The sequence below is a fragment of the Aeromonas sp. ZOR0001 genome (assembly GCF_000801015.1).
GTDB classification, from domain to species: Bacteria; Pseudomonadota; Gammaproteobacteria; order Enterobacterales; family Aeromonadaceae; genus Aeromonas; species Aeromonas veronii.
The window spans coordinates 100,535-125,157 of sequence record NZ_JRJY01000037.1 but is presented as its reverse complement, the minus strand read 5'-3'; the positions used below and the strand labels follow the sequence as shown (position 1 = coordinate 125,157).

Genomic DNA, 24,623 nt, shown 5'->3' with positions numbered 1-24,623 from the left:
TGTAAATGAGAGTTGTTTTTATTTGTGAGTCAGCAAGGAGGAGAAGGTGCGAGCCGTCAGCGACTCGCACTCTTTGAGAGGGATCAGCCGTTGTAGTTGCCGATGCTGGGGCGACGGCTTGGGCCGCTCAGGTGGATATCCACCGGATTGAATGCCTTGATCGCCTCATAGCTGAAATCACCGATCGCCTGATGCAGGCTCTGGGGCGTGTGGTTGGTGATGATGATGACGCTCTTTGACAGGTTGCGACGGCGGCGCAGCAGGTGGCCGAGGAAGCTGGACTGGCTCTCCGCCATCTTGGCGCGGTTGGCCGATACCTCGTCGATGATCAGCAGATCCACCTCTTCCAGTGCGCGGCGGTACTGGTTGCGCTCGTCCTGATCGGGGATGACGTTGAAAAACAGCCGATCGACGATGGAGGCCCACTGCTGGAAGATCACCGATTTCTGGTGACGGGCGATCAGCTCATGCGCTACCGCTCCCGCCAGGGTCGACTTGCCGGTGCCGTAGTCGCCGTAGATCAACATGCAACCGCCACCGCTCTTCTCCCAGTGCTCGAAGCCGCTGATAAAGTAACGGGCTGTTTCAATGGGGTATTGCAGTGCCGGGTCACCGGCATCCATCTTGTCAAATACCCAGTCAGGGTTGAGATCGGCCTGGGCGATCAGCTTCTGGATCCGCTCCTGACGGGCCGCCTTCTGCAGCTCGCGTACCTCGGCGTTGGCCTTGGCGTCGTACTCCTTGCGCAGGGTCTCGTAGTCATACTGGCCGCCACCGGTCTCTTGTTGCAAGCGACGAATGCGCTCCAGCAGGCCACCCACATGGCGACTCAATTCCGGGTCGTGAATGCGGTGATCCTGCTTGGCCTTGGCGATCTTCTGGCGCTTGGCTTCGATCTCTTCCAGCTCCTGGCGCAGGGGATCTTGCGGGTCAGTCATGGAATGCTCCTTCTGCTCGATCAGGGATGGGTAGACAAGGGGTTGATTCTGCCTGCAGGCGGGGGCCGCTATCAATCATTATCCGGCTCCTGCTGCGCTGCGGGTTCTTGCGTCTGCTGTTGGGCCAGTCGTTTGGCCTCTTCAATCATCTGTTGGGCCCGTTTGCTGGGGCCCGACTCTGCCGGGGCCGGCGTCACCTGCTGGTAGCCCTGCACCTCCATCGGTTTGCGACGGGTATAGCGGCGGGTCTTGAGGGCGCGAATGAACTTGAGCATCCATTGATGCTGGGAGTCGAACACCTCGGGGCGCCCCAGCCAGTAGGCGATAAACTCCCCCAGATCTTCTTCGCTATAGCTGGCATCGATCACCCCGCACAGACGGGCGAGGGCGGGCAGCTCCTCGTCCGGTCGCCATTGCAGATGCATCTGGAAGGGGCGCTCCGGCAGCGGGCTGCGCAATTTCTGGGTCAGCAGTGGCAATTGGAACGGGCACTGATGGTAGTGCTCACTCTCGGGCTGAGCCTCGACTTGCAGCAGGCCCGCCTCCATCAGTTCATCGAACAGCTCGGTGAGCTGGCGGGCATTGACCTGAAACGAAAAGCCGCAGGGATCACCCGGATCGACCACCGCCAGCGCCCGACCCAGCTCGGGATAGTTGAGCCGGGCAGCCTGATTTTCCAGCACCAGTCGGCGCAGCTGCAGGGTATAGAGACTGCGAGCCGGATGGGACAATCTTGGGTGGGCAAGGGCGCTGTATTCGGCTGGGGTCATGGTCTTCTTCACGAGCTGGAGTGGGGGGCATTATCCCTTATGGCGCCCACTTGCACAATTCGGATGGCGGTCGTAGTCGTGGGGCCACCCGAGTGAATAGAGCTGCGCGGGCGGATAGGGTTCTCTTGATGCCATCGTATGATCGAGGTCTACTTTTGACGCAGGGTTTCCGCGCTGACCGCACTTTTGAGCTAGTCTTAATACCTAAATAAACAATTGACTAATAAGAGCTTTATCAAGATGTCAAAAGCCGGGCTACGGATCCTGGTGGTGGAGGACGAGGCCGTTTTTCGCCACTCGTTAGTGAGTTACCTCGCACGGGACGGGGCAACGGTGTTTCAGGCCGAAGATGGTATTGAGGGGCTATCGGCGGCGGCCCTCTACCATCCCGATGTGGTGTTGTGCGATCTCAATATGCCCAATATGGATGGCCACGAGGTGATCGCCTGCCTCTCTGCGCGCTATCCCCATATTCCGGTTATCGTCATTTCGGCCCAGAGCACCATGGAGGCAGTCGCCAGCGCCTTGCGAGCCGGTGCGCGGGACTATCTGCTCAAACCCCTCGAGGATTACGCGCTGGTCGAGCGCAGTATCGAACAGTGTCTCAACGGCAGCGTCAACCGGGCGCAGCAACTGGAGCTGATGGATCACATCGACTATTTCAGTGCCCACGACAAGGCGGCCAGCCGCCTTCTGGCGGGGCTCAAGCCGCCGGGCTTGCAGGAGTGGGGCCCCTGGCAGGTCACGTTCAAGGGGCTGGGGCAGTTGTTTATTCCCGATACCTTCAAGGTGGAAGACAAGCTGCTGGTGCTGGTGATGGAGCTGCCGATCATGGGGACGGATGCGGCATTTTGTGGTGCGCTGGTGCGATCCTTGATGAACGTCCCCTACCGCCAGTTTCAGCAGAACGAGAGCCGGTTGCTGAGCCAGCCGCACCGGTTGCTCGACTACCTCAACCATCAGTTGATGGCGTCAGGGCTTCGCCACTCTTTTGCCATGGCGGCGCTGCTGTTTGATCAGCATGATGGGTTGGTGTTTGCCAACGCCGGGCTTACCTCTCCCCACTGGCTGATGCGCTCAGGCGGCCTACCCCTTGGCCTGATGCGCAGTAGCCACTACGCCCTGCACAAACGCAGCTGGCATGAACCGTTCGCCCTGCAGTTTCGCAGCGACAGCGGCGGCTCGCTGGATGTGCAGGTTCGTCATCACTGATGCCGCCTGATAAACAGGCCAAAACAAACAGGGCGCCGATGGGCGCCCTGTTTGTTGTTTACAATCCTGACCGTTTAGACGGTGGCGGAGTGCAGTTTCTTCTCTTGAGCTTGCGGCTCTTTGGCCGGGCCTTCGGCACCGTGCATCCAGTAAACCAGGCGGTTGGCCATGGTCAGCAGGATCAGGGCGCTAAGTACTGCAGCCAGGGCGATGCCACCGAAGATGGCGATCGGGCCGGCTTCACCCACGAAGGAACCGATAAAGCCCGCAGCGTAGTTGGCCAGGGCAACGAAGCCAAACCAGGCACCCATCATCAGGGAAGCCAGACGCAGCGGAGCCAGCTTGGTCACCATGGAGAGGCCAATCGGGGAGAGGCAGAGCTCACCCAGGGTGTGGAACAGGTATGCGCCAACCAGCCAGAACATGGAGGTCTTGACGGTGTTGTCACCACCCTGCTGCAGCACGGCACCGACCATGAACAGGAAGCCGATAGCCAGGAACAGCAGACCCATGGCGAATTTCACCGGAGAGTTCGGCTCTTTCTTGCCGAGCTTGATCCAGATGGCCGCAACGACCGGTGCCAGAGTGATGATGAAGAAGGGGTTCAGGGACTGGAACCAGGCGGTCGGCACTTCGAAGCTGCCGATCATGCGGTCGGTATACTCCTGGGTGTAGAGGTTCATCAGACCACCGGCCTGCTCGAAACCGGCCCAGAAGATGATGGTGAACAGACCCAGTACCAGAATAACCTTGATGCGATCCACTTCCTGCTTGGTTAGCGGTGCTTTCTGCTCGGTAGTACGCAGGGCGGCTGCGCGCTGGGCGGCAGTGACGCGACCGATGTCTCCCAGGAAACGCTGGGCCATGGTTGCCTGGATCACCAGAGAGAGCAGCATACCGATACCGGCGCCGACGAAGGCAGCTTGCCAGCCGTAGGCCGTAGCGGCAGCACCACAGATCACGCCTGCCAGCAGGGAACCCAGGTTGATACCCATGTAGAAGATAGTGAAAGCACCATCACGGCGGTGATCGCCCTCTTCATAGAGGTCACCCACCATAGTAGAGATGTTCGGTTTGAACAGGCCGTTACCCACGATCAGCAGCGCGAGGCCCGCGTAGAACATGGTGTTGACCATATCCGGGAACATGGCGTGGGGCAGTGCCAGAGTGAACTGACCTGCTGCCATCAGCACGGCACCGATCAGGATGGCGCGACGTTGACCCAGGAAGGTGTCAGCCAGCCAGCCGCCGATCAGCGGAGTGATATAAACCAGACCGGTATAGATACCGTAGAGTTTGAGGGCATCTGCCTGACTCCAGCCCAGACCGCCGTTGGCAGTCAGGTCGGTCAGATAGAGCACCAGTACGGCACGCATGCCGTAATAGGAGAATCTCTCCCACAGTTCGGTACTAAAGAGCAAAAAAAGCCCTTTAGGGTGACCTAAAAAGGTCCCTTTTGACGGGTTATTCATTGGAACTTCCACCTGTGTCTTATATTTTTTTGAGTTTTTTATGCAAGGGCGAGAAACACGCCTCAATCCTTATAGAGCATGTGTGAATAAATTACAACATTATGATTTGCTGAGAGTTTATTTACTCTTGATTGATTTTTTGTTGCAAAAATGAAAAAGGAGCATCATTTGATGCCCCTTAAATACGTCTATAAAAAACAGATTTATCAGCGATTACAACTGCTTGACGAACTGCTTCAGCCAACCGATAAATTCGCCGTTCAGCTCGTGATGGCGCACACCATATTCCACATTGGCTTTCATGTAGCCCAGCTTGCTGCCGCAATCGTGGCTCTTGCCCTTCATGAAGTAGGCGTTGACCTGCTCCTGCTCCATCAGCATGGCGATGGCGTCAGTTAGCTGGATCTCGTCACCGGCACCGGCCGGGGTCTTCTCCAGCAGCGGCCAGATATTGGAGGAGAGGACATAACGACCCACCACCGCCAGATTGGAGGGGGCTTCGTCACGGGGCGGCTTCTCGACAATGGCCTGCATCGGCAGGGACATCCCCTCGCTCAGGGCCTCGCCCTTGATGTCGGCGATGCCGTACTTGTCCACTTCGCTCTCGGGAACCGCTTCCACCATGATCTGGCTGATCTGGTTTTCTTCGTACATGTGCACCATCTCGGCCAGGTTGTCTTTTTTCGGGTCGCTGGCCACTTCATCAATCAGTACATCCGGCAGCAGCACGGCAAACGGGTTGTCACCGATCAGCGGACGGGCACACAACACAGCGTGGCCCAGACCTTTGGCCTCGCCCTGGCGGACGTGCATGATGGTGACGTCTTTCGGGCAGATCTGTTGCACCTCTTCCAGCAGCTGACGCTTGACTCGCTTCTCGAGGGTCGCTTCCAGTTCGAAACTCTTGTCGAAGTGGTTTTCAATGGAGTTCTTGCTCGAGTGGGTGACCAGCACGATCTCTTTGATACCGGCGGCGATGGCTTCGCGCACTACGTACTGGATCAGTGGTTTGTCGACCACCGGCAGCATCTCTTTCGGGATGGCCTTGGTGGCTGGCAGCATACGGGTACCCAGACCGGCTACCGGGAGCACGGCCTTGCGAACTGTCAGAGGTGTCTTTTTCATGGAAAACTATCCAGCGGGATTAAAGTGCGGCCATGATACTCCAAGAAAAATGGGGCAGCCACAGGCTGCCCCATTCGTATATGCAGAGCTCGGACGTTATTTGACGATGATCATGTCACGGTTGGCTTCCAGCGTGGCCGGGCCAATGCCATTGACATCCGCCAGCTGATCGACCGAGGTGAACTTTCCCTGTTTTTCCCGATAGTCGACGATGGCTTGTGCCTTCTTGTCACCAATCCCTTTAAGGCTGGTGAGTTCGGCAAGGGTGGCCGTATTGATATTCAGCTTGCCGGACTCCTTGGCAACCGCGGTCGTGGTTGTTTGCTTGGGCGTTGCCTTATCTGCGGCCAGCACGGGTTGGCTGAACAGTGGCAAGCAGGCCAGCAACATGACTGCAGAGAGCTTCTTCATCAGCATTTCCATTCCTCCATGATGTGGATATTGCCGAGCGGCACATTGATGAATAGCGTATCGAACGGGTCTTTTTCACTGCTATTTCTAACAGGTCAAAATCTCATGCCGATGACGAAATATTTGCTATAAGCGCTTCGCTATGAATGACCTCATATATCCAAGCGTATGATCTTGAATCAATTTTAGATGCATCTTTAAGGTGGCGGGCACGCTTTCCCGCAGCGCTACGCTCGAGACATTTCTGGCACATCACATGGCATTATTCTGCATAACACTGCGCTGATGGTATGTTTCACTGGTCTTCAAAAGAGAACTAAGAAAAAAGGCTGCTCACCTGGGGTGAGCAGCCTTTGTGATCGGTTTTTTCAGACAGGCACTGATTAGGCTTGTTCGTCAGCCTGTGCAGCCTGGATACCGGTCAGGGCGATGGTGTAGACGATGTCGTCAACCAGGGCGCCACGGGAGAGGTCGTTGACCGGCTTGCGCATGCCTTGCAGCATGGGGCCGATGGAGACCAGGTCAGCGGAACGCTGCACCGCTTTGTAAGTGGTGTTACCCGTGTTCAGGTCAGGGAAGACGAACACGGTGGCTTTACCTGCAACCGGTGAGTTCGGTGCCTTGGACTTGGCCACGTTCTCCATGATGGCCGCATCGTACTGCAGCGGGCCGTCGATGATGAGGTCGGGGCGCTTGGCCTTGGCCAGCTCGGTCGCTTCACGCACTTTCTCTACATCGGCACCGGCGCCAGAGGTACCGGTGGAGTAGGAGATCATGGCTACGCGCGGCTCGATGCCGAACGCGGCAGCAGAGTCGGCGGACTGGATGGCGATCTCGGCCAGCTGCTCGGCAGTCGGATCCGGGTTGATCGCGCAGTCACCGTAGACCAGAACCTGGTCAGGCAGCAGCATGAAGAAGATGGAGGAGATCAGGGAAGAGCCCGGAGCGGTCTTGATGATCTGCATCGGCGGACGGATGGTGTTGGCAGTGGTGTGCACCGCGCCGGATACCAGGCCGTCAACTTCATTGCGCTCCAGCATCATGGTACCCAGTACCACGTTGTCTTCCAGCTGCTCGCGGGCAACCACTTCGGTCATGCCCTTGTTCTTGCGCAGCTCGACCAGACGCGGCACATAGCGCTCGCGCACAACGGCCGGATCGATGATCTCGACGCGATCGGTCAGTACCACACCCTGCTGTTCGGCAACACGACGGATCTCTTCCGGGTTACCCAGCAGTACCGGACGGGCAATGCCACGCTCGGCACAGATGGCGGCAGCCTTGATGGTGCGCGGCTCGTCGCCTTCCGGCAGCACGACACGCTTGTTGGCCTGACGGGCCAGCTCGGTCAGCTGATAACGGAACGCCGGCGGGCTCAGGCGACGGGAACGGGTAGAGCTGACGGTCAGCGACTCGATCCAGTGCTTGTCGATGTGGCCAGCGACGTAGTCCTGTACCAGCTCGATACGCTCGCGGTCATCTTCCGGAATATCGACGTTGAAGTTCTGCAGGCTGACGGCGGTCTGCCAGGTGTTGGTACCGGTCATCATGATCGGCAGGCCGGTGGCCATGGCCTGTTGGCACAGCGCCATGACCTGCGGCTCCGGATGATAGTTACCGGTCAGCAGCAGGGCGCCCAGCTTGACGCCGTTCATGGCGGAGAGGCAGGCAGAGACGATGACGTCAGAGCGGTCGCCGGAGGTGACCAGCAGGCTGCCCGGACGGAAGTGCTCGACCATGTTGTGGATGGAGCGGGCGCAGAAGGTCACGGTCTGCAAACGGCGGCTGTCCAGCTCACCCTTGTGCAGGATCTTGGCGGCCAGATGCTTGGCGAGATCCTTGGCGCGCGGGGCGATCAGCTGGGTGTTCCAGGGGATGCAACCCAGGATGCGCAGCGGGCTCTTGCCAAACACTTGCAGCACTTCCAGGTTGTGAGCCGCGTCGGAAGCGTGGTGATGGGCTTCGAACATCTCGGTCAGGTCAGGGCGGGTTACGCCATGCTCGTCAACCGGCGCGCCAACCTTGTTGATCACGCAGCCAACGATACGGGGGTTGTTGACACCACCGAAGTTGGAGCAAGCCAGTTCGATGCGCTCTTTCAGCTTCTGGCTGGAGTCATGGCCCGGATGGGTCACGAATACCATGTCGGCATCCAGAGCTTTAGCGACGTCGTAGTTCAGCTTGTTGGCAAAGGGCTGCTTGTCGGTCGGCACCATACCTTCGACAACCAGCACTTCGGCACCACTGGATTTCACGTGCTCTTCGAAGCGGGCAACGATCTCTTCCAGCAGGATGTCGGTGTTGCTGGAGCTGATCATGTTCTCGGCGTAGGAGAGGGTGAAGGGCTCGGGCGGGTTGATGTTGGCAGCAGCGCGGATAACGGCGGTTGAGCGCTCGGCACCGGTTTCACCCGGACGCGGCTGGGCAACCGGTTTGAAGAAGCTGACATTGACACCGTGACGCTCCATGGCGCGAACAACGCCCAGACTCACGGAAGTTACGCCGACACCAGTGCCGACCGGGATAAGCATAATAGTGCGTGCCACTTTATACCCCTTGTTCATTTTTTGGGATCAGGAAAAGGCCGCCCTGGTGGGCGGCCTCGAGTTACTGCGTCAATTAAGCGCCGACCAGTTCCAGCGCGTCGTGGGCGATAACCCACTCTTCGTTGGTCGGGATAACCAGGGCCTTGGTAGAACCAGCCTTGGTGATCTCGCCACCCTTGCCGAAACGAGCCTTCAGGTTGGCGTCGTGATCGACGTCAAAGCCCAGCAGACCCAGCTTGTTCAGGGTGATTTCACGGATCGGGGCGGAGTTTTCACCGATACCACCGGTGAAAACAACGGCGTCCAGACGACCGTCCATGGCGGCAGCGTAGGCGCCGATGTACTTGGCCAGGCGATAGCAGTAAACGTCCATAGCACGCTTGGCTTCTTCTTTGCTGTCGTAGTTGTCTTCAACAAAACGGCAGTCGGAGGTCACTTCGGTCAGACCCTGCAGGCCGGACTCTTTGGTCAGCATGGTGTTGATATCGGCCACGCTCATGCCCAGCTTGTCGTGCAGGAAGAAGATGATGGCCGGATCCAGATCACCGGAACGGGTACCCATCACCAGACCTTCCAGCGGAGTCAGGCCCATGGAGGTATCAACAGATTTGCCGTTCTTGATGGCGCAGACGGAACCGCCGTTGCCCAGGTGGCAGTTGATGATGTTCAGCTCTTCAATCGGCTTGTTCAGCTGCTTGGCAGCTTCCAGGCTGATGTAGTAGTGGCTGGTGCCGTGAGCGCCGTAGCGACGGATGCCGTTCTCTTTGTAGAGCTTGTACGGCAGGGCGTACAGGAAGGCTTCTTCCGGCATGGTCTGGTGGAACGCGGTATCGAATACGGCCACGTTCTTGTCAGCCAGCGCCGGGAATACGCGGCGAGCTTCACGGATACCGATCAGGTGAGCCGGGTTGTGCAGCGGTGCGTACGGAACGGCGGCTTCGATGCCGGCGATCACGTCTTCGCAGATGACAACGGAAGAGGTGAAGCGCTCGCCACCGTGAACAACACGGTGACCGATGGCGATCAGGTTCTTGGACAGTTCCGGATTGAGCGGCAGGATCTTGTTGACGATGAAGTCCAGCGCTTCCTGGTGAGCGGCACCCGCGCCCAGATCGGCACTGCCTTTCTCGCCATTCAGTTTCCACTTGATGCGGGCGTCGTCGAGGTTGAAGCACTCGGCCAGGCCGGACAGCAGGTCATCACCGGTGGTTGCGTCAATGACGGCAAACTTCAGGGAAGAGCTGCCACAGTTAAGAACAAGAACCAGCTTACTCATGAATAAATCCTATCGCAGATTGGGTTGTGTAGGCGGATGCGTTGGACGCGGTGCGGCCAAAAACTTTCAACTTATCCTTATGAGGGTTGGCAATCTGTTGCTTGCCCCTTGTATAGTGATACAAGACCCGAAATCCAGACGTCCCTGACAGGTCAATAGCAAGACGCTTTTGACGCAAAAATGGGCGTACAAAGGATAACCCGATTGTTGAAAAATAACAAAGTCATCCTCAACCTTTGTTACTTTGCATCAAATTTTGTCGAGGTTTTGCCGTTAGTACGTTCAAAAAGCGCTCGGAGGTAGTATGAGCATGAACATTTTTGGAACTAAGTTACAGCAAGGCCGCCATTATATGACGCTTTGGCCGCGCCGTCCCGAGCTCAATTCGATGTTTCCTGAAAATCGGGTGATCAAGGCGACCGAGTTCGCTCTCAAGGTGATCCCCGCGCTGGCTGTGTTGAGCGTGATGCTGCAGTTCCAGTTTGGCGAGCTGCACTACTGGCCCTCCGTCATCACCTCGGTGCTGTTTCTGCTCAGTTTGCCGCTGCAGGGCTACTACTGGCTCGGCCAGCGTGCCGACACCCGCTTGCCCCCGTCGCTGGCGAGCTGGTATCGGGAGATCAACGGCAAGATGAACGAGCAGGGTGGCCGCCGCCAGCTGGTGTCTCAGCCGCGCTATGAAGAGCTGGCCGATACCCTCAATGCCGCCTTCCAGCAGCTCGATAAATCCTTTCTCTACGAATAACCCGATTCAGATGCAAAAAGGCGCCAGTGGCGCCTTTTTTGTTGCGGTTGGTGTGTGGATCAGGCCGCCAGCACCTTGCGGATTTCCTGGATGGAGAGCTTGTACTGACGTGGACACTGGCGCCACACCTGCAGCATCCGCTGGTACTTGTCACGCATGGCGATGTCGCTGGAGAGCTCGTCGCACGGGCACTTGAGCTCGGGGAAGCGCTTGTCCACCTCCAGCAGGAAGCAGACGTAGTCAGCCAGCTCACGCTCCTGACTGCGGCTGTAGCCGTTGAACTCCAGCCGACTGGCATTGATCTCGCTCTGATCGGCGGCATCCAGATTGCCCCATGAGATGGCCAGTGCGTGGTGCAGTTCCAGGGTGTCGATCACCTCCTGGCAGGTCGCCAGATCCAGATGGCCGAAGCTCTTCTCCAGCTCGAGGATCTGCAGGCAGTAGCCGCGCTCGATGATGGTGCTGGCGCGCTGGTAGACGTCCGCTTTCTCCGGATTGAGTTTCGCCAGAATTTCGTACTGGTTGCTCAGGATCAAACGCTCAGTGTTGCTCATGTTCATGGGATATCTCGCTGGAAGATGATTCTGGGGTCACGTTAACCCATATATAAAATGAATTTTTTGATCTGGGCGGGGGAGTTGGTGAGAAAAATCCGCTGGCAAGGGGTGGCTGAGCAGACGAAAAAGGCCTGCATGGCAGGCCTTTCAATAACGCAGGGGAGGGTTACCCCTTGAGGAAATCCAGTACCACCTGATGGTGATCGCTGGTTTTGAACTTGTCGAAGTGGTGGGCAATCTTGCCGTCTTCGTCGATCAGGAAGCTCTGACGGTGAATGCCGTCATACTCTTTGCCCATGAACTTCTTCGGGCCCCAGACGCCAAAGGCATCCGCGACGGCGTGGTCCTCATCGGCCAGCAGAGTGAAGTTGAGCTGGTCCCGCTCTTCGAACTTTTTCAGCCGTTTGGCCGGGTCCGGGCTGATGCCAAGCACCACCACATTGAGGGCGGCCAGCTCGGCGTTCACATCGCGCAGGCTGCAGGCCTGGGTGGTGCAGCCGGGGGTCATCGCCTTGGGGTAGAAATAGACCAGCACCTTCTTGCCGCGCAGGCCAGCGAGACTGACCTGATTGCCATTCTGGTCGGGCAGGGAGAAATCGGGGGCGGGGCTGCCAGCTTGTAGTGGTTGCATGGGGTCTCCTCGGGTAAAACGCCCTCAGGCGTGTTTGCGATTGACGATAAACTCGAACGATTCGGCACCCAGTTGACGACAGAATTCGGCGAAGGCGGTTTGCGAACCTTCCACTTCACCCTCTCTGGCCAGATTGAGCTGAAAACTGATCTTCAGCAGGTTGAACGGCTGCTGCTCCAGGGTCATTGATTGCATCGCCTGAATGTTCCAGCCATGTTCGCTGAAGAACTGGGTGCACTGGCTTACGATGCCGGGCTCGTCGCGGATCAACAGGTCGGCACTGGCGCGGACGTCATACTGCAGGGACTGGTGGCGCTCGGTGCGTTTCATCATGGTGATGAGATCCCACTCCTGACTACGCAGGGGCAGGCTGATTTCGAGTTGCATCATGCTGTTCCAGTCGCCCGAGAGCAGCATGATAAAGGTAAATTCATTGCCGAAGATGCCAAGGCGGCTGTCTACAATGTTGCAACCACAGCCACTGACGTGGCGGGTCACTTCATTGACGATGCCAGGCCTGTCCGTGCCGATGGCCGTTACGACCAGGTAGTGAGTCATAAATCTTCTCTCGTCCGTTATTTCGTTGCGAAAGCCGCGCTGGCAAGCCAACCCTCCGGCCCTGATGGCCACTCCCTGAGGGACGTTGCCGACTTTCGTACATTACTTTTTGTTCCGGATGGTATCACGGCTTGCCCCCTCTCTCCCTTGTTTTTCAAAGGGGTCAGCTTTACCATTACGCCCCTGAAAATCGGGAGAAAAGTCCATGTTACGCGGTAGTATTGTTGCGCTCGTTACCCCCATGCTGGCTTCAGGTGAAGTCGATTGGGCCAGTCTGGCCAAACTGGTCGACTATCATGTCAGCGCCGGGACCAGCGCCATTGTTGCGGTGGGTACCACAGGGGAATCGGTGACCCTGAGCGAGCAGGAGCATATCGCCGTCGTTGAAAAGACCGTTGAGTATGCCGCCGGACGCATTCCCGTCATCGCCGGTTGCGGCTCCAACAATACTGCCCATGCCATTGAATTGGCAAAGCGACTGGCCAAAACCGGCGTGGTGGCGGGCCTTTCGGTGACTCCTTACTACAACAAGCCCACTCAGGAAGGTCTCTATCGCCACTATTGTGCGATCGCCGAGGCTAGTGGTCTGCCCCAAATTCTTTATAATGTGCCCGGTCGCACCTGTTGCGATCTCAAACCGGAGACAGTGGCCCGTCTGGCCAAGGTTCCCGGCATTATCGGTTTGAAAGAGGCAACTGGCGATTTGAGCCGCACTCCGCTGCTGCGCGAGCTGTGCGGGCCGGAGTTTGCTCTCTACAGTGGCGACGATGCCACTGGTTGTGATTTTATGCTGCAAGGTGGCGATGGCGTGATTTCGGTCACCACCAATATTGCGGCGGCCCAGATGGCCGACATGTGTCGTGCTGCGCTGGCCGGTGATGCCGGGCAGGCGCATGACATCAACAATCTCTTGATGCCGTTGCACAAGACTCTGTTCTGCGAACCGAGCCCCACCCCGGTGAAATGGGCCTGTGCCCAACTGGGGTTGATTGCAACAGCCACCTTGCGCCTGCCGCTGGTTGACCTCACCCCCGAGGGCGAGCAGCTGATGGCGCGAGCACTGACCACAGCGGAGTTGATGGCGAGTGTTTAAATCTAATGGAAAGGGAAATAGAGCCCGTCTGGTGCTGAGCGTTGCGACTGTGGCCGTCTTGGCCGGTTGCAGCACCCCCCAGGATCGCAAAATGGCCAACCGCGACTTCGGTTATGAAGATGCCCGCCTCGAGGGCCGCGCGTTCTTGATCCCCGCAGGATTGAGTGCCCCCACCTTCAACAGCCAGTACGACATCCCGCCGCTTCCCGAGAGCAGCCGTGAAGGTGCCCTCGGCGCCCAGGTTGATGTGCGCCCACCCGCTCAACTGCTGACCGTGGTACCGGGCAGTCAGGTGGTGCAGAGCGCAACCGAACCGACCGTTGCCTTCTATGCCCTGAGCACCAGCCAGAGCGTGGAGCGCGATACCTGGTCGTTCCTGATGAACTTCCTGGCCAAATACAAGGTCACCACCGAGAAGCTGGATCAGCAGGATGGCGTATTGCAGACCGGCTGGTTTGACAACACGGTCGCTCTCGATGGCTGGGGTGAAGATGACGAAGACTTCAAAATCCGTCAGCGTTACCAGTTCACCGTACGCAACGACGCCCAGCGCCACGCCGTCAACATGTCGGTCCGGGTGCTGGATCACGAAGAGACCATCGATGGCGAGACCAGTAACAAGCTGACCCCTGCCGATGCCCAGCGCTATGCTGCGCGAGTGCTGAACCAGTTCTCTCTCTATTACGACAGCCAGCTGAAAGCCCGCGAGCAGCACAAGTCCAACGATGGCATGGGTCTGCAACTGGGTCTGGACAACAACGAGCTGAGCGCCTGGATTGCCGAAGGCTCCTTTGAGCAGGTGTGGCGTCGCCTCAACCAGGTACTGCCTGCTTACGGTTTCACCATCAAGGATACCCAACAGTCTCTGGGCTGGATCGACGTCGAGTACGAAGAGCCGGGTGCCGAGTTCTGGAAGGCGAAAGGGAGCGAGCCGTTCAAACTGGAGGAGGAGAAATACCGCTTCCAGCTTGGCGAAATGGCGGGAGGCAAGACCTCCATCACCCTGTTCGACAAGGACAAGAAGCCGGTATCGTCCGGGGTTATCTCCCAGATGTATATCAGCCTGTCCGAGGCGTTCGCCAAGGGGCTGGCCGATCAGGCGGCAGCAAAAGCAGAATAAATACAGGGGCCTTGTGCCCCTGTTTTGTTATCAAAATCCCCCTGAAAACGCGGGGATTCCGAGCGGTTTTCGATGATGCGAGCCCCCTTGCCAGCCGTTGCAAACAGAGCGCGCAGGTGAGGGACTCGCGATGTTTACCCCCCACAAACAGGAAGTGTTATTAGCCATGAGTCTTGCAGATCAAGTATTGGCGGTGAATGACGATTTGCCGATCCGTACCGATAAACCTGTCCATTCCGGCAAAGTGCGCAGCGTCTACTGGTTGACCCCCGAAGACAGTGCCCGGCTCATAAAAGAGAAAGGCTATGATGTGCCGGCCGATGCGCCCCTCGCCCTCATGGTGATCAGCGATCGCATCTCGGCCTTCGATTGCATCTGGCAAGGTGTGGATGGCCTGAACGGCGTACCGGGCAAGGGCGCGGCGCTCAATGCTATCTCCAGCCACTGGTTCAAGCTGTTCAAGGAGAAGGGACTGGCCGACAGCCACATTCTGGATATTCCGCACCCCTTCGTCTGGATCGTGCAAAAAGCCCGTCCGGTGATGATCGAGGCGATTGCTCGCCAATACATCACCGGCTCCATGTGGCGTGCCTACAAGGATGGCGAGCGCGAGTTCTGCGGCATCACCCTGCCGGAAGGGCTCAAAAAGGATCAGAAGCTGCCGGAGATCCTCATCACTCCCTCCACCAAGGGAGTGCTGAAAGGGCTGGATGGCGTGCCGGAAGCCGATGACGTCAACGTCTCCCGTGCCGATATCGAGCGCCATTATAAGGGCTTCAACTTCAGCAAGCCGGCCGACATCGACCGCTACGAAGTGCTGCTCAAAGAGGGCTTCAACGTCATCAGCGACGCGCTGGCCGGGCTGGATCAGATCTTCGTCGATACCAAGTTCGAGTTTGGTTACGTCCACGATGCCGCCGGCAACGAGAAGCTGATCTACATGGATGAAGTGGGCACCCCCGACAGCTCCCGTATCTGGGATGGCGCGGCCCTGCGCGACGGTCAGATTGTCGAGAAGTCCAAAGAGGGTTTCCGTCAGTGGCTGCTGAACCACTTCCCGGATCCGGACATCCTGCTTAACAAGAACCGCATGCCGGAACGTTTTGCCCTGGCCCGCGATAACAAGCTGCCGACCGAAGTGATGATGGATATCTCCAACACCTATGTCGGGATCGCCGAGAAGATCATTGGCCACAAGCTGGTGCGCTCTGCCAATCCCAAGCAGGAGATCATCGATGTCCTGCGCGAGCAGTACGGTCTGATCGACTAAGGGTTGCTCTTTTTTTGTCGCCAACAAACAAACGTTTGCCGATAGCAAAGGAGAGAGGCAGAGAAACAGACGGGCCCCGCTACGGGGCCCGTTTTTATTGCTGATCTGGTGGTAAGCGAGCGGCGCTCAGCCGTTGACCCTGAACACCTGACCGGTCTGGATCCCCAATACCGATTTTTTGTAAGCCTGCGCCACCTTGGCGGCGGGCACCGGTACGAAGCCCAGGAAGAAGTCGGCGTATTTGTCCATCGACTCCGCCAGCACGGTGGGGCTCACCACGTTGATGCGCAGGCCCCTCGGCAGCTCGCAGGCGGCGGCTTTCACAAAGTGCTCGATGGCGCCGTTGACGGTGCTGGCACTCACGCCCCAGTTGATCGGCTCCTCGCTCAGAATGCCGCTGATCAGAGTGATGGAGCCCTTGTCAGTCAGATAGGGAATGGCGGCGCGGGTCAGGTTGATCTGGCCCATTAGCTTGCTCTCCACTCCCACCTGCCACTGCTCGTCGGTCATCTCGGTCAGGCCGTTGAAGGCCACACTGCCGCTGGCGACAACCAGTGCATCAAACTGACCCACCTGGGCAAACAGCGCCTTGATGGAGGCGGGATCGCGCATGTCGACCGAGGCATCGCCACGGCTGTGGCCGACCCGGATCACCTGATGATCTTTGGCAAGCAGTTCACTGACCGCGGAGCCGACGGTGCCGGAGGCACCCACAATCACAATTTTCATCTGCATCACTCCTGGTTGGGATGTATCGATTCTAGCGCAACAGAAAATGCGAAAAAGCGCGTAAAATAAACCCATTGTTTCCATATTGGAGCTAATGATGGATATCGCCCATCTGGCCAGCTTTTATGAGGTGGTGCTGCGCGGCAGTTTCTCGGCTGCGGCCGATACGCTGGGGGTCAGCAAGGGGATGCTGAGTCGCCACGTCAGCGCGCTGGAGTCCTCACTCAATGCGCAACTGTTGCAGCGCACCACCCGCCGCCTCAGTCTGACCGAGGCGGGCAAGACCCTCTATCAGCAGGCGGGGGAGATCTTCGCGCTGGCTCGGCAGGCGGAGCAGGATATTCAGGCGCTGACCGAAGAGGATTGCGGACGACTGCGCTTTACCTGCCCGGTCAGCACCGGCGACCGCATGGTGAGCCAACTGCTGACCAGCTTTGCCGCGCTCTGCCCGGGAGTGGAGGTGGAACTCAATTTCACCAACCAGATGGTCGACATGAGTCAGGGAGAAAACGACATCGCCCTGCGCGCCATGAGCGAGGTGCCGGACAATCTGGTGGCCCTGCCGCTGGGGCGGCTCAAGGATGTGGTGGTGGCCAGCCCCGCTCTGGTGGCGCGAGAGGGGTATCCTGCCACTCCCTATGAGCTGAGCGGGCGCAGCTGCCTGTTGCAGGGGCACAATCCGGCCTGGGAGCAGTGGCACTTTATCCGTGAGGGGGAAGAGGCCCACATTCTGGTGCAGGGCAAGGTGCGGGCCAACCACTACAGCACAGTGCTACAGCTGGCGCGCGCCGGTATGGGCTATGCCAAGTGCCCGCTGATGCTGGTGGAATCGCAGCTGACGGCAGGAGAGCTGGTGACCGTGCTCGACGAGTGGCAGAGCGGGCTGCATCAGCTCCATGTACTGCATGCCCAGCAGCGGCGGGTGCCGCGCAAGATCAGGCTGTTCAAGCAGGTGCTGGCCCAGTGGTTTGCCGAGCGACCCCACTACCTGCTCTGAGCGGCGTTATTTTTCTGTCATCTTCGGCTGCTACCCTGCGCCCATCATCGGCATCAGGAAGATCAGCGGGAATGAAGAGCAATAGAGGGTTGACCGGGTTTGTGCTGCTCTGTGCAGTGTTGGGGGCTGGCAGTGTGCAGGCCACGGTGGACGTGAAGGTGCCGGAGAATTTCCGCATCCTCGCGGTGAGCAACGGCACCTTGCAGGATGAGCAGCATGCCACCCTGGCGGATGGCGAGCAGCAACTGCTGGTGCGCTTCGAGGGGGTGATCCCCAGTCGCAGCAGCAGCGAGAATGATCGGCAGGTACGCTCCGAGCCGCAGGTGGTGCGCTATCAGGGCAGCAATCAGCATTTGCAGCTGACGGCCAGCGTACCGGGAGACGAGCGGGGGATGCAGGCCTATGCCAAGGATCCGGTGGTGGCATTGCAGGAGAATGGCCGTGCGCTTGCTATCCAGCAGGATGCGCTGGTGACCAGTGGCATGCTGCTTGGGGTGGACTGGAACGGCAAACTGGCTGATTACAACCGCAGCGGTGGCAAGGCGGCGCTGACGGCCGTCGCCGTTGCTGCGCAGCCAGCGGCTACGCTATCCGGTGGGGGGCAACCCGTTGTGGCAGCCAGCGAGCTGGAAGGGCAGTTGCAGCAGCTGTTCCTCCAGGCAGACCCGGCCCTGCGCAAGCGCTTTATCGGTTGGGCCGTCCCACAGCTTTAAGTTTTCTGCCCGTTGCAGTAACGTGGACACTCCTTTTTCAGGCGCTCTGTTCATCGTACTCAACGAGGTTTTCATGTTTGAATTGCATTCACGCCTGCAGGCAGATACCCGGTGGCTCGGGGATCTGCCCCTCTGCCGTGTCTTGCTGGCCAAAGACAGCCAGTATCCCTGGCTCATTCTGGTTCCGCGAGTAGCCAACCTGCGGGAAATTCACCATCTGGCTCCGGAGCAGCAGCAACAACTGATGCAGGAGTCCTGCGCCGTCGCCGCCCTGATGGAACAGGCCCTCAGCCCGGACAAGATCAACATCGGTGCGCTGGGCAATCTGGTGCCGCAACTCCACCTTCACCATGTAGCCCGCTTTGCGACGGATCGCGCCTGGCCGGGCCCCATATGGGGCGCTCATCCGGTCGTGCCTTATGAGCCACAAGTTTTGGCCCAGCAGGCCGATATATGGCGTGCCCGGCTCGCCAAGCTGAGCGGTTTCACCCCTGTGGCTGCTGATAACGGAGTCAACTGAGAGGCGTGTCGCTATTTCAGTCTCCGGGCCGCGCCATCTGTTAGAGTTATGGTATAGATAAGCCCATTTTCGATGTTCAGGAAGGTCCCATGATAGTGACAAGATCCGATGACGATGCCGTATTGACCACAGAGGATGTGCTGCTCAGCCTGTGCAACTCGGTGACGGACGTTTTGAGTGCCGCGACCATGAGTCAGGTGCGGTTTTCTGGCATGGTGCAGCGGATCAGCAAGACCTGCCTCAAGCCGGATATCGGCTGCTTCGTGCTGTTCGATGGCGGTTTTTCCGGTCTGGTGGTGATCAACTTCTCCGCCGCCGCCGCCATGGAGCTGTACGAGAGCTACATGCTGAGCATGGGACTCTCCAAAGAGGATCTCGCCATCTCCCACACCTCTGACGAGGTGAGCAACGTGATGGGCGAGCTGATGAACCAGATCGTCGGCAGCTTTACCGTCAAGGTGGGCCGGGATCTGCAGACCCACATCACCCAGAACCAGCCGAAGATGCTGGCCCTCAACAAGCAGGTGATGCTGAGCGTCGATACCAATCTCGACAGCCCGGAGTCCCGCCGCGTCACCTTCTTCACCGCCCGCAACAACATCTTCTATCTGGAGCTGGCGATGGACAAAACCGAGTTCATTCGCATCCACAATGAGGGGATGGAGCATGAAGAGCTGGATCCCGATGCGCTGATCGCCCAGGCCAAGCAGGATGCCGCCAAGCCGGTTCAGGCTGCGGCCCCGGTCGCCAACGATCACGACGATCTGCTCGACTCTCTGGGTATTTGAGTCAAATGCTGGATAGCAACAAGGCCACCTTCGGGTGGCCTTGTTGTATCGGTGCGCACAACCGTTGTTAGAAGTTGTAGAGCAGGCCGGTGTTGAACATCACGGATTCAGAGTCGTAGAAGTTGATGTCGGAATCGGACTTGGCATAGCCAGCGGTAAAGGTTGCGGAGAGCGGAGCAATACCGAACAGGCGGTGCCAGAAGAAGGTGCCGGTCAGGGCAAACTCGTCGGAGTCGGCGTTTTGGCCAAAGATGGGGTTGACCTCATCATATTTGGTCTGGCCCAGATAGGCGTTGCTGACGAAAGACCACTGGGAAGCGCGCATGCCGTAGGTCAACTGCAGGCCGTTGCTTTTGTAGCTTTGGGCGCTGCCATCCAGATCGGCTTGGCGGTAGATAAAGGCTGGCTCCAGCATCTGACCGGGTGCCAGCTGCCATTTGTAGGAGAGGTCGAGGGCGTGGATCTTGCCGTTTCGATCCAGCTTGGTTGCATAGTTTGTCTGGTTATCCTTATCGTATTGCTGGCCGCTACGCTCCTCATCCACCTCGATGTTGCGGGTGGTCAGGCTGCCATTGAAGTTGCTCCCCCAGATGCTGTCCCAGGCGAAGCGAACCCCTTTTGACTTGATATCGGTCGACTGGCGATCAACGCCTACGGCGAAGGGATCGCTCCATTGCTCGGTCGGCATGGCATTAAAGACCACGGAGCCAGCTACGATGCCCTTGTCGCTCATCTCCTGACGGATACCGAGCTGCTGGGTGAAGTCGAAACGGATGGCATCCTGGATCAGGTTACCGAGGAAGACCTGGGTGCGGGTATCGGCAAAGGTGTAGCGGATATCGGCGTTGAGCAGCGGGGCAACGGCGGAGCTGCTCTCGGCACTGCCCAGTCCGCTCAGACGGCTGTTTTCATCATCACCACTATAAAAATTCGATTCGTAATTGATGACATTGACCCCGCCAAGCAGGAAACCGGACCAGCCAGACTCCTTGGGAATTTCACCCAAATCAGCATAAGCACTATTTGCGACCAGCAGGCCCAGGCCCAGCAAGGTGGTATTGCGCATCGGATAACTCCTAAATTAAATGGTGGTGAATTTTTTCGGCCGGTGAGTATAAAGAAAAAACCTTAATGGCAACTGACTCAATATTGCCAATTATCCTAACCCACTCATTTCATTCGGCGAATCGTTAATTAATTGTGCGAGATTAAGAAGAGTTCACTCGGTTGTGCTGGTATTCTGTACCGCGAATATCGGGGGAAAACAATAAGATGAAACAGATTAAATCCTGGGCGCAATATTATGTCGATCTGATGACCAAGCTGGGACTGGTGCGCTTCAGCATGTTCCTGGCGGCGGGCATTATCGTGCTGGCGGTCGCCATCCAGATGGGGGTGACCCTGTTCCTGCGCGGCAATATCGATGTGATCGACTTCGTTCGCTCGGTCTTCTTTGGCCTGCTGGTGACCCCCTGGGCGGTCTATTTTCTCTCCATCGTGGTGGATCAGCTGGAGGATTCCCGTCAGCGACTGAGCCGGATGGTGCGCAAGCTGCAAGATATGCGCGAGCGGGATCTGGAGCTCAATACCCAGCTGCAGGAGAACATCAGCCGTCTCAATGCCCAGATTGCCGAGACCAATCGGGCCGAGAGCCTACGCCTGCAGGCCATCGAGGATCTCGAGAACGAGGTGTTCCAGCGAGAGAAAGCCCAGCTTCATCTGGGGGAGCGCACCGCTCTGCTGCGATCCTTTATCGACTGCTCCCCGGATCTGGTCTACTACCGCAACGAGGATGAGCAGTTCTCCGGCTGCAACCGCGCCATGGAAGAGCTAACCGGCAAGGTGGAGGCCGAGCTGATCGGTCTGACCCCGTTCGATGTCTACAAGCAAGAGATCGCCAACAAGGTGGTGGAGACCGACAAGCAGGTCTTTGCCAGCAACGAGCCGCTCACCTACGAGCAGTGGCTGGAGTATCCCGATGGCCGCAAGGCTTACTTCGAGCTGCGCAAGGTGCCCTTCTTCGACCGCTTCGGCAAGCGACTCGGCCTGCTCGGCTTTGGCCGTGACATCACCGAGCGCAAGCAGTATCAGGACAAGCTGGAGAAGGCGAGCCGCGACAAGACCACCTTCATCTCCACCATCAGCCACGAGTTGCGCACCCCGCTCAACGGCATCGTGGGCTTAAGCCGGATGCTGATGGATACTCCCCTCGATCCCAAGCAGCATCAGCAGCTCAAGACCATTCACCTGAGTGCGGTGACCCTTGGCAATATCTTCAACGACATCATCGACTTGGACAAACTGGATCGCCGTCGCCTCGAAATTGCACCGACCCGTATCGATCTGCCCGCCTTCCTCGACGAGCTGGAGACCCTGTCGCGCATTCAGGCGGAGCAGAAGGGGCTCTATCTCCATTTCGATCGGGATGGTGACATGCCGCAATTTGTGATGGCTGACGGCACCCGCCTGCGTCAGGTGCTGTGGAATCTGGTGGGCAATGCGGTCAAGTTTACCGATGAGGGGGGCGTCACCGTGCGTTGCCTCTCCCATCCCGCCGACGAGCCGGGCAAGCTGGCCCTGCACTTCGAGGTGGAGGATACCGGTATCGGCATCCCGCGCGCCCAGCAGGAGAAGATCTTCGCCATGTACTATCAGGTGCAGGGCAAGAAGCACGCCACCGGCACCGGCATTGGCCTCGCGGTCTCCCGTCAGCTGGTGCAGGCGATGGGCGGCCAGCTCTATGTGGACAGCGATCCGGGCGAAGGCTCCTGCTTCACCGCCGAGCTGGAGGTAGCTTGCGCCGAGCCTGTGTTGCAAGAGCAGGAGGAGGAGATGCCCTCCCTCGATATCCTGCTGGTGGAGGATGTGGAGCTTAACGTGACGGTGGCCTGCGCCTTGCTCAACAAGCTGGGTCATCAGGTGCAGGTGGCACGGGACGGCACCCAGGCGTTGGCGATGGCCAACCCGGATGATTTCGACCTCATTTTGCTCGATATCCAGCTGCCGGACATGACCGGCTTTGATGTGGCGAAAACCCTGCTGGAGCGTTATGGCGACAGCCTGCCACCCATGGTGGCGCTCACCGCCAACTCCACCGGTGATCGCCAGTACTACCGGGATCACGGCATGCAGGATGTGATTAACAAGCCGCTTGGTTCCAAAGCGGTGCGGGAGGTGATTGGTCACCTGTTTGCCGATCTGGCCGAGGATGAAGCGGACGAGCAGGCGGATGCGGGCAATCAGGATGCCCTGCTGGATATCCCCTTCCTCACCGATTACGCCGATACCGTGGGCAAGCCGGTGCTGCTCTCCAGCGTTGATCTGTTCGAGAAGATGATGCCGGACTACATGGCAGTGCTCGACTCCAACATGATTGCCAAGGATCAAGCTGGGGTGGTGGAAGAGGCACACAAGATAAAAGGGGCGGCAGGCTCCATTGGCCTGCGCCGATTGCAGCAGACGGCCCAGCTGATCCAGAGCCCGGATCACCCCGCCTGGTGGGAAAACGTGGAAGACTGGATTGAGACGCTGCGCCGGGAATATCCGGGCGACATCGCCCGTCTGCGGCGCTGGTTGCTGTCTTGATGCTGGAGGTTGTCTTGAGTCTGATGGAAGTTGCTGGCAAGGAGCTGCGAGATGTATAGCCGTTTGATTACCCCCGCGCGCATCCACCCCTGGGGGGATGAGGAGCTGCTGGAGGCGACCGAGCAGGATCGCGCCCGTATCGTGCAGGCCGCGCCGGTGCGCCGGTTGCAGCAGAAGACCCAGGTCTTTCCGCTCGATGTGAAGGCCTCGGTGCGCAGTCGCCTCACCCACTCGCTGGAGGTGCAGGAGACCGGTCGCCAGATCAGCCGCCGCATTCTGGCTGCCTTGCCTGCCGGGATGGTCTGTGAAGGGGCTTTTATCAATCTGGTGGAGATGTCCTGCCTGCTCCATGACGTGGGCAACCCGCCGTTTGGCCACTTTGGCGAGCAGGTGATGAGCCAGTGGCTCGGCGAGATGCTCGATCCCCTCTATCAGCAGGCGCTGGCGCAGCCACCTTCAGCCCAGTGGGCTGAATTGCGTCAGGATCTGCAACTGTTTGATGGCAACGCCCAGAGTCTGCGGCTGGTGCACAGCTTGCACGAGCTCAACCTGACACTCGGACAACTGGCGGCGCTCTGCAAATACCCGCAGCAGCCCCAGCCCGGCGTGAGCTATGGTCAGCATCATGGCTGGAGCAGCAAGCGGGGCATCTTCTTTAGCGAGCAGCCGCTCTACCGGGCCCTCGGCCAGAGCCTGGGATTGGCCCCCGGCTGCCGTCATCCGCTGGTTTACATCATGGAGGCGGCCGATGATATCTCCTACTGCATCGCCGATCTGGAAGATGCGGTAGATCGGCGGATCCTGACTCAGGGTGAACTGCTGGCGGCGCTGCGAGCTGCTGACCAGAGTGACTACATGGGCACCTTGCTGGATGAGGCGCTGGCTTCTGGTCGGGGCTTTTTCCCCCATTTTCGCCAGCAACTTACCCGGGATCTGGTTGCGCTGGCGGCGCAGAGCTATGTCAGCGAACATCAGGCCATTTTGCAGGGCTCCTATCCGCAAGCGCTGCTGCACGGTCAGGCGCCGGCGGCGCGGGTGCTCGATATCCTCAAACGGGTGGCCCGCGAGCTGGTCTTTATGCGCCCCGAGGTGGAAGAGCTTGAGCTGGAGGGGTATGCGGCGCTGCGCGGGGTGCTGACCAGTTATGCCTGCCTGTTGTCGCTGCCAGCGCCACAGTTTGCCCGCCTGCTGGCCGGGGAGGGGAGCCAGGCGCTGTTCTTTGCGCGCCGCCTCTATCACCGCCTCTCGGCCCGCCATCTCAAGGCCTATCGATTGGCGATCGCCACCCCGGATCCGCGTTTTGCCTGCCAGAACGAGCAGGAGTGGTATTACCGGGTGCGGTTGCTGCTCGATTATGTCAGCGGCATGACGGATACCTACGTGCTGGAGGAGTACCGGCTACTCTCGGGGATCTGATGCCCCAGGCTCCCTGTCGGGCAGCATAAAATGCCGTGAAAACGTTTAAAAAGGAGTCGCAAGAGGCTTGTTTTAAATTCGGATATTTTTTAGACTTCTGCAACCTGTTCAATTTTTACTCGGTAAGGAGACGAAAATGCAACATCTGATG

General features: G+C 58.5%; 23 protein-coding genes. 11 read left to right on the top strand and 12 right to left on the bottom strand.

Annotation, left to right across the window (positions count from 1 at the left end):
- Window positions 1-83 precede the first annotated feature (83 nt).
- Together L972_RS04960 and L972_RS04955 are read right to left on the bottom strand one after the other, a co-directional pair.
- Window positions 84-938 (bottom strand): DnaA ATPase domain-containing protein, encoded by an 855-nt coding sequence (locus L972_RS04960; protein WP_005349200.1) that lies wholly within the window; start codon window positions 936-938, stop codon window positions 84-86.
- A 71-nt stretch (window positions 939-1,009) separates the two neighbouring features.
- The gene (locus tag L972_RS04955; RefSeq protein ID WP_005349201.1) at window positions 1,010-1,708 is read right to left on the bottom strand and encodes a DnaT-like ssDNA-binding domain-containing protein; all 699 of its coding nucleotides are present in this window, start codon (window positions 1,706-1,708) and stop codon (window positions 1,010-1,012) included.
- A gap of 240 nt (window positions 1,709-1,948) precedes the next feature.
- Between L972_RS04955 and L972_RS04950 the strand changes: the two genes are divergently transcribed.
- Window positions 1,949-2,920, top strand: a complete 972-nt coding sequence (locus tag L972_RS04950) for a response regulator (RefSeq protein ID WP_021231964.1) — start codon at window positions 1,949-1,951, stop codon at window positions 2,918-2,920.
- 74 nt (window positions 2,921-2,994) lie between these two features.
- On the opposite strand, the gene L972_RS04945 is transcribed toward L972_RS04950, so the two are convergent.
- The 5 genes from L972_RS04945 to L972_RS04925 form a co-directional block, all read right to left on the bottom strand.
- On the bottom strand, window positions 2,995-4,392 hold the full coding sequence (locus L972_RS04945) for a peptide MFS transporter (RefSeq protein ID WP_047436211.1): 1,398 nt from the start codon (window positions 4,390-4,392) through the stop codon (window positions 2,995-2,997).
- A 213-nt stretch (window positions 4,393-4,605) separates the two neighbouring features.
- Window positions 4,606-5,517: a UTP--glucose-1-phosphate uridylyltransferase GalU gene (galU, locus tag L972_RS04940; protein WP_047436208.1), complete on the bottom strand. Its 912-nt coding sequence runs from the start codon at window positions 5,515-5,517 to the stop codon at window positions 4,606-4,608.
- Window positions 5,518-5,613: 96 nt separating this feature from the next.
- Window positions 5,614-5,934 carry a ComEA family DNA-binding protein gene (locus L972_RS04935; protein ID WP_047436205.1) on the bottom strand — a complete coding sequence of 107 codons (321 nt, stop codon included), beginning with the start codon at window positions 5,932-5,934 and terminating at the stop codon, window positions 5,614-5,616.
- A 377-nt stretch (window positions 5,935-6,311) separates the two neighbouring features.
- On the bottom strand, window positions 6,312-8,492 hold the full coding sequence (gene pta / locus L972_RS04930; RefSeq protein WP_005339119.1) for a phosphate acetyltransferase: 2,181 nt from the start codon (window positions 8,490-8,492) through the stop codon (window positions 6,312-6,314).
- Window positions 8,493-8,547: 55 nt separating this feature from the next.
- Window positions 8,548-9,750 (bottom strand): acetate kinase, encoded by a 1,203-nt coding sequence (locus L972_RS04925; RefSeq protein ID WP_047436203.1) that lies wholly within the window; start codon window positions 9,748-9,750, stop codon window positions 8,548-8,550.
- 304 nt (window positions 9,751-10,054) lie between these two features.
- On the opposite strand from L972_RS04925, the gene yfbV reads away from it, so the two are divergent.
- Window positions 10,055-10,495 carry a terminus macrodomain insulation protein YfbV gene (gene yfbV, locus L972_RS04920; protein WP_047436201.1) on the top strand — a complete coding sequence of 147 codons (441 nt, stop codon included), beginning with the start codon at window positions 10,055-10,057 and terminating at the stop codon, window positions 10,493-10,495.
- Between the two features lie 59 nt (window positions 10,496-10,554).
- On the opposite strand, the gene L972_RS04915 is transcribed toward yfbV, so the two are convergent.
- The 3 genes from L972_RS04915 to L972_RS04905 form a co-directional block, all read right to left on the bottom strand.
- Entirely contained in the window at window positions 10,555-11,055 is a 501-nt protein-coding gene (locus L972_RS04915) for a YfbU family protein (protein WP_047436197.1), read from the bottom strand.
- Between the two features lie 163 nt (window positions 11,056-11,218).
- On the bottom strand, window positions 11,219-11,683 hold the full coding sequence (gene bcp, locus L972_RS04910; RefSeq protein WP_047436194.1) for a thioredoxin-dependent thiol peroxidase: 465 nt from the start codon (window positions 11,681-11,683) through the stop codon (window positions 11,219-11,221).
- A 24-nt stretch (window positions 11,684-11,707) separates the two neighbouring features.
- Window positions 11,708-12,241: a glycine cleavage system protein R gene (locus L972_RS04905; protein WP_005349229.1), complete on the bottom strand. Its 534-nt coding sequence runs from the start codon at window positions 12,239-12,241 to the stop codon at window positions 11,708-11,710.
- Between the two features lie 205 nt (window positions 12,242-12,446).
- Here L972_RS04905 and dapA point away from each other — a divergent pair, with 205 nt between their 5' ends.
- The 3 genes from dapA (at window position 12,447) to L972_RS04890 (ending at window position 15,724) form a co-directional block, all read left to right on the top strand.
- Window positions 12,447-13,334, top strand: coding sequence for a 4-hydroxy-tetrahydrodipicolinate synthase (gene dapA / locus L972_RS04900; protein ID WP_005349232.1), 888 nt, complete (start codon window positions 12,447-12,449; stop codon window positions 13,332-13,334).
- The gene (bamC, locus tag L972_RS04895; protein ID WP_047436190.1) at window positions 13,327-14,454 is read left to right on the top strand and encodes an outer membrane protein assembly factor BamC; all 1,128 of its coding nucleotides are present in this window, start codon (window positions 13,327-13,329) and stop codon (window positions 14,452-14,454) included. Before dapA ends, bamC begins: the two co-directional genes overlap by 8 nt.
- 166 nt (window positions 14,455-14,620) lie before the next feature.
- Entirely contained in the window at window positions 14,621-15,724 is a 1,104-nt protein-coding gene (locus L972_RS04890; protein WP_047436187.1) for a phosphoribosylaminoimidazolesuccinocarboxamide synthase, read from the top strand.
- A 126-nt stretch (window positions 15,725-15,850) separates the two neighbouring features.
- Here the strand turns inward: L972_RS04890 and L972_RS04885 are convergent, their stop codons facing one another.
- Window positions 15,851-16,453, bottom strand: a complete 603-nt coding sequence (locus L972_RS04885; RefSeq protein ID WP_047436185.1) for a short chain dehydrogenase — start codon at window positions 16,451-16,453, stop codon at window positions 15,851-15,853.
- Window positions 16,454-16,550: 97 nt separating this feature from the next.
- Between L972_RS04885 and L972_RS04880 the strand changes: the two genes are divergently transcribed.
- From L972_RS04880 to L972_RS04865, 4 genes are all read left to right on the top strand, one after another.
- Window positions 16,551-17,450, top strand: coding sequence for a LysR family transcriptional regulator (locus L972_RS04880; RefSeq protein WP_047436183.1), 900 nt, complete (start codon window positions 16,551-16,553; stop codon window positions 17,448-17,450).
- A 71-nt stretch (window positions 17,451-17,521) separates the two neighbouring features.
- Window positions 17,522-18,163: a DUF2057 domain-containing protein gene (locus tag L972_RS04875; protein ID WP_047436182.1), complete on the top strand. Its 642-nt coding sequence runs from the start codon at window positions 17,522-17,524 to the stop codon at window positions 18,161-18,163.
- A 73-nt stretch (window positions 18,164-18,236) separates the two neighbouring features.
- A complete protein-coding gene (locus L972_RS04870; protein WP_005358267.1) occupies window positions 18,237-18,683 on the top strand; it encodes an HIT domain-containing protein in 447 nt (148 codons plus the stop codon).
- Window positions 18,684-18,772: 89 nt separating this feature from the next.
- Window positions 18,773-19,471, top strand: a complete 699-nt coding sequence (locus L972_RS04865) for a DUF3334 family protein (protein ID WP_021231953.1) — start codon at window positions 18,773-18,775, stop codon at window positions 19,469-19,471.
- Window positions 19,472-19,538: 67 nt separating this feature from the next.
- Here the strand turns inward: L972_RS04865 and L972_RS04860 are convergent, their stop codons facing one another.
- A complete protein-coding gene (locus tag L972_RS04860; protein ID WP_047436179.1) occupies window positions 19,539-20,537 on the bottom strand; it encodes a DUF2860 family protein in 999 nt (332 codons plus the stop codon).
- Window positions 20,538-20,743: 206 nt separating this feature from the next.
- Here L972_RS04860 and arcB point away from each other — a divergent pair, with 206 nt between their 5' ends.
- Both arcB and dgt read left to right on the top strand, forming a co-directional pair.
- Window positions 20,744-23,056 carry an aerobic respiration two-component sensor histidine kinase ArcB gene (arcB, locus tag L972_RS04855; RefSeq protein ID WP_047436177.1) on the top strand — a complete coding sequence of 771 codons (2,313 nt, stop codon included), beginning with the start codon at window positions 20,744-20,746 and terminating at the stop codon, window positions 23,054-23,056.
- Between the two features lie 51 nt (window positions 23,057-23,107).
- Window positions 23,108-24,472: a dGTPase gene (gene dgt / locus L972_RS04850; RefSeq protein WP_047436175.1), complete on the top strand. Its 1,365-nt coding sequence runs from the start codon at window positions 23,108-23,110 to the stop codon at window positions 24,470-24,472.
- Window positions 24,473-24,623: the final 151 nt, after the last annotated feature.

Bases quoted from the DNA above. Each gene is read 5' to 3' on its own strand.
- L972_RS04960 (WP_005349200.1), bottom strand. From the start codon at position 938: ATGACTGACCCGCAAGATCCCCTGCGCCAGGAGCTGGAAGAGATCGAA.
- L972_RS04955 (WP_005349201.1), bottom strand. From the start codon at position 1,708: ATGACCCCAGCCGAATACAGCGCCCTTGCCCACCCAAGATTGTCCCAT.
- L972_RS04950 (WP_021231964.1), top strand. From the start codon at position 1,949: ATGTCAAAAGCCGGGCTACGGATCCTGGTGGTGGAGGACGAGGCCGTT.
- L972_RS04945 (WP_047436211.1), bottom strand. From the start codon at position 4,392: ATGAATAACCCGTCAAAAGGGACCTTTTTAGGTCACCCTAAAGGGCTT.
- galU (WP_047436208.1), bottom strand. From the start codon at position 5,517: ATGAAAAAGACACCTCTGACAGTTCGCAAGGCCGTGCTCCCGGTAGCC.
- L972_RS04935 (WP_047436205.1), bottom strand. From the start codon at position 5,934: ATGCTGATGAAGAAGCTCTCTGCAGTCATGTTGCTGGCCTGCTTGCCA.
- pta (WP_005339119.1), bottom strand. From the start codon at position 8,492: ATGAACAAGGGGTATAAAGTGGCACGCACTATTATGCTTATCCCGGTC.
- L972_RS04925 (WP_047436203.1), bottom strand. From the start codon at position 9,750: ATGAGTAAGCTGGTTCTTGTTCTTAACTGTGGCAGCTCTTCCCTGAAG.
- yfbV (WP_047436201.1), top strand. From the start codon at position 10,055: ATGAGCATGAACATTTTTGGAACTAAGTTACAGCAAGGCCGCCATTAT.
- L972_RS04915 (WP_047436197.1), bottom strand. From the start codon at position 11,055: ATGAACATGAGCAACACTGAGCGTTTGATCCTGAGCAACCAGTACGAA.
- bcp (WP_047436194.1), bottom strand. From the start codon at position 11,683: ATGCAACCACTACAAGCTGGCAGCCCCGCCCCCGATTTCTCCCTGCCC.
- L972_RS04905 (WP_005349229.1), bottom strand. From the start codon at position 12,241: ATGACTCACTACCTGGTCGTAACGGCCATCGGCACGGACAGGCCTGGC.
- dapA (WP_005349232.1), top strand. From the start codon at position 12,447: ATGTTACGCGGTAGTATTGTTGCGCTCGTTACCCCCATGCTGGCTTCA.
- L972_RS04890 (WP_047436187.1), top strand. From the start codon at position 14,621: ATGAGTCTTGCAGATCAAGTATTGGCGGTGAATGACGATTTGCCGATC.
- L972_RS04885 (WP_047436185.1), bottom strand. From the start codon at position 16,453: ATGAAAATTGTGATTGTGGGTGCCTCCGGCACCGTCGGCTCCGCGGTC.
- L972_RS04880 (WP_047436183.1), top strand. From the start codon at position 16,551: ATGGATATCGCCCATCTGGCCAGCTTTTATGAGGTGGTGCTGCGCGGC.
- L972_RS04875 (WP_047436182.1), top strand. From the start codon at position 17,522: ATGAAGAGCAATAGAGGGTTGACCGGGTTTGTGCTGCTCTGTGCAGTG.
- L972_RS04870 (WP_005358267.1), top strand. From the start codon at position 18,237: ATGTTTGAATTGCATTCACGCCTGCAGGCAGATACCCGGTGGCTCGGG.
- L972_RS04865 (WP_021231953.1), top strand. From the start codon at position 18,773: ATGATAGTGACAAGATCCGATGACGATGCCGTATTGACCACAGAGGAT.
- L972_RS04860 (WP_047436179.1), bottom strand. From the start codon at position 20,537: ATGCGCAATACCACCTTGCTGGGCCTGGGCCTGCTGGTCGCAAATAGT.
- arcB (WP_047436177.1), top strand. From the start codon at position 20,744: ATGAAACAGATTAAATCCTGGGCGCAATATTATGTCGATCTGATGACC.
- dgt (WP_047436175.1), top strand. From the start codon at position 23,108: ATGTATAGCCGTTTGATTACCCCCGCGCGCATCCACCCCTGGGGGGAT.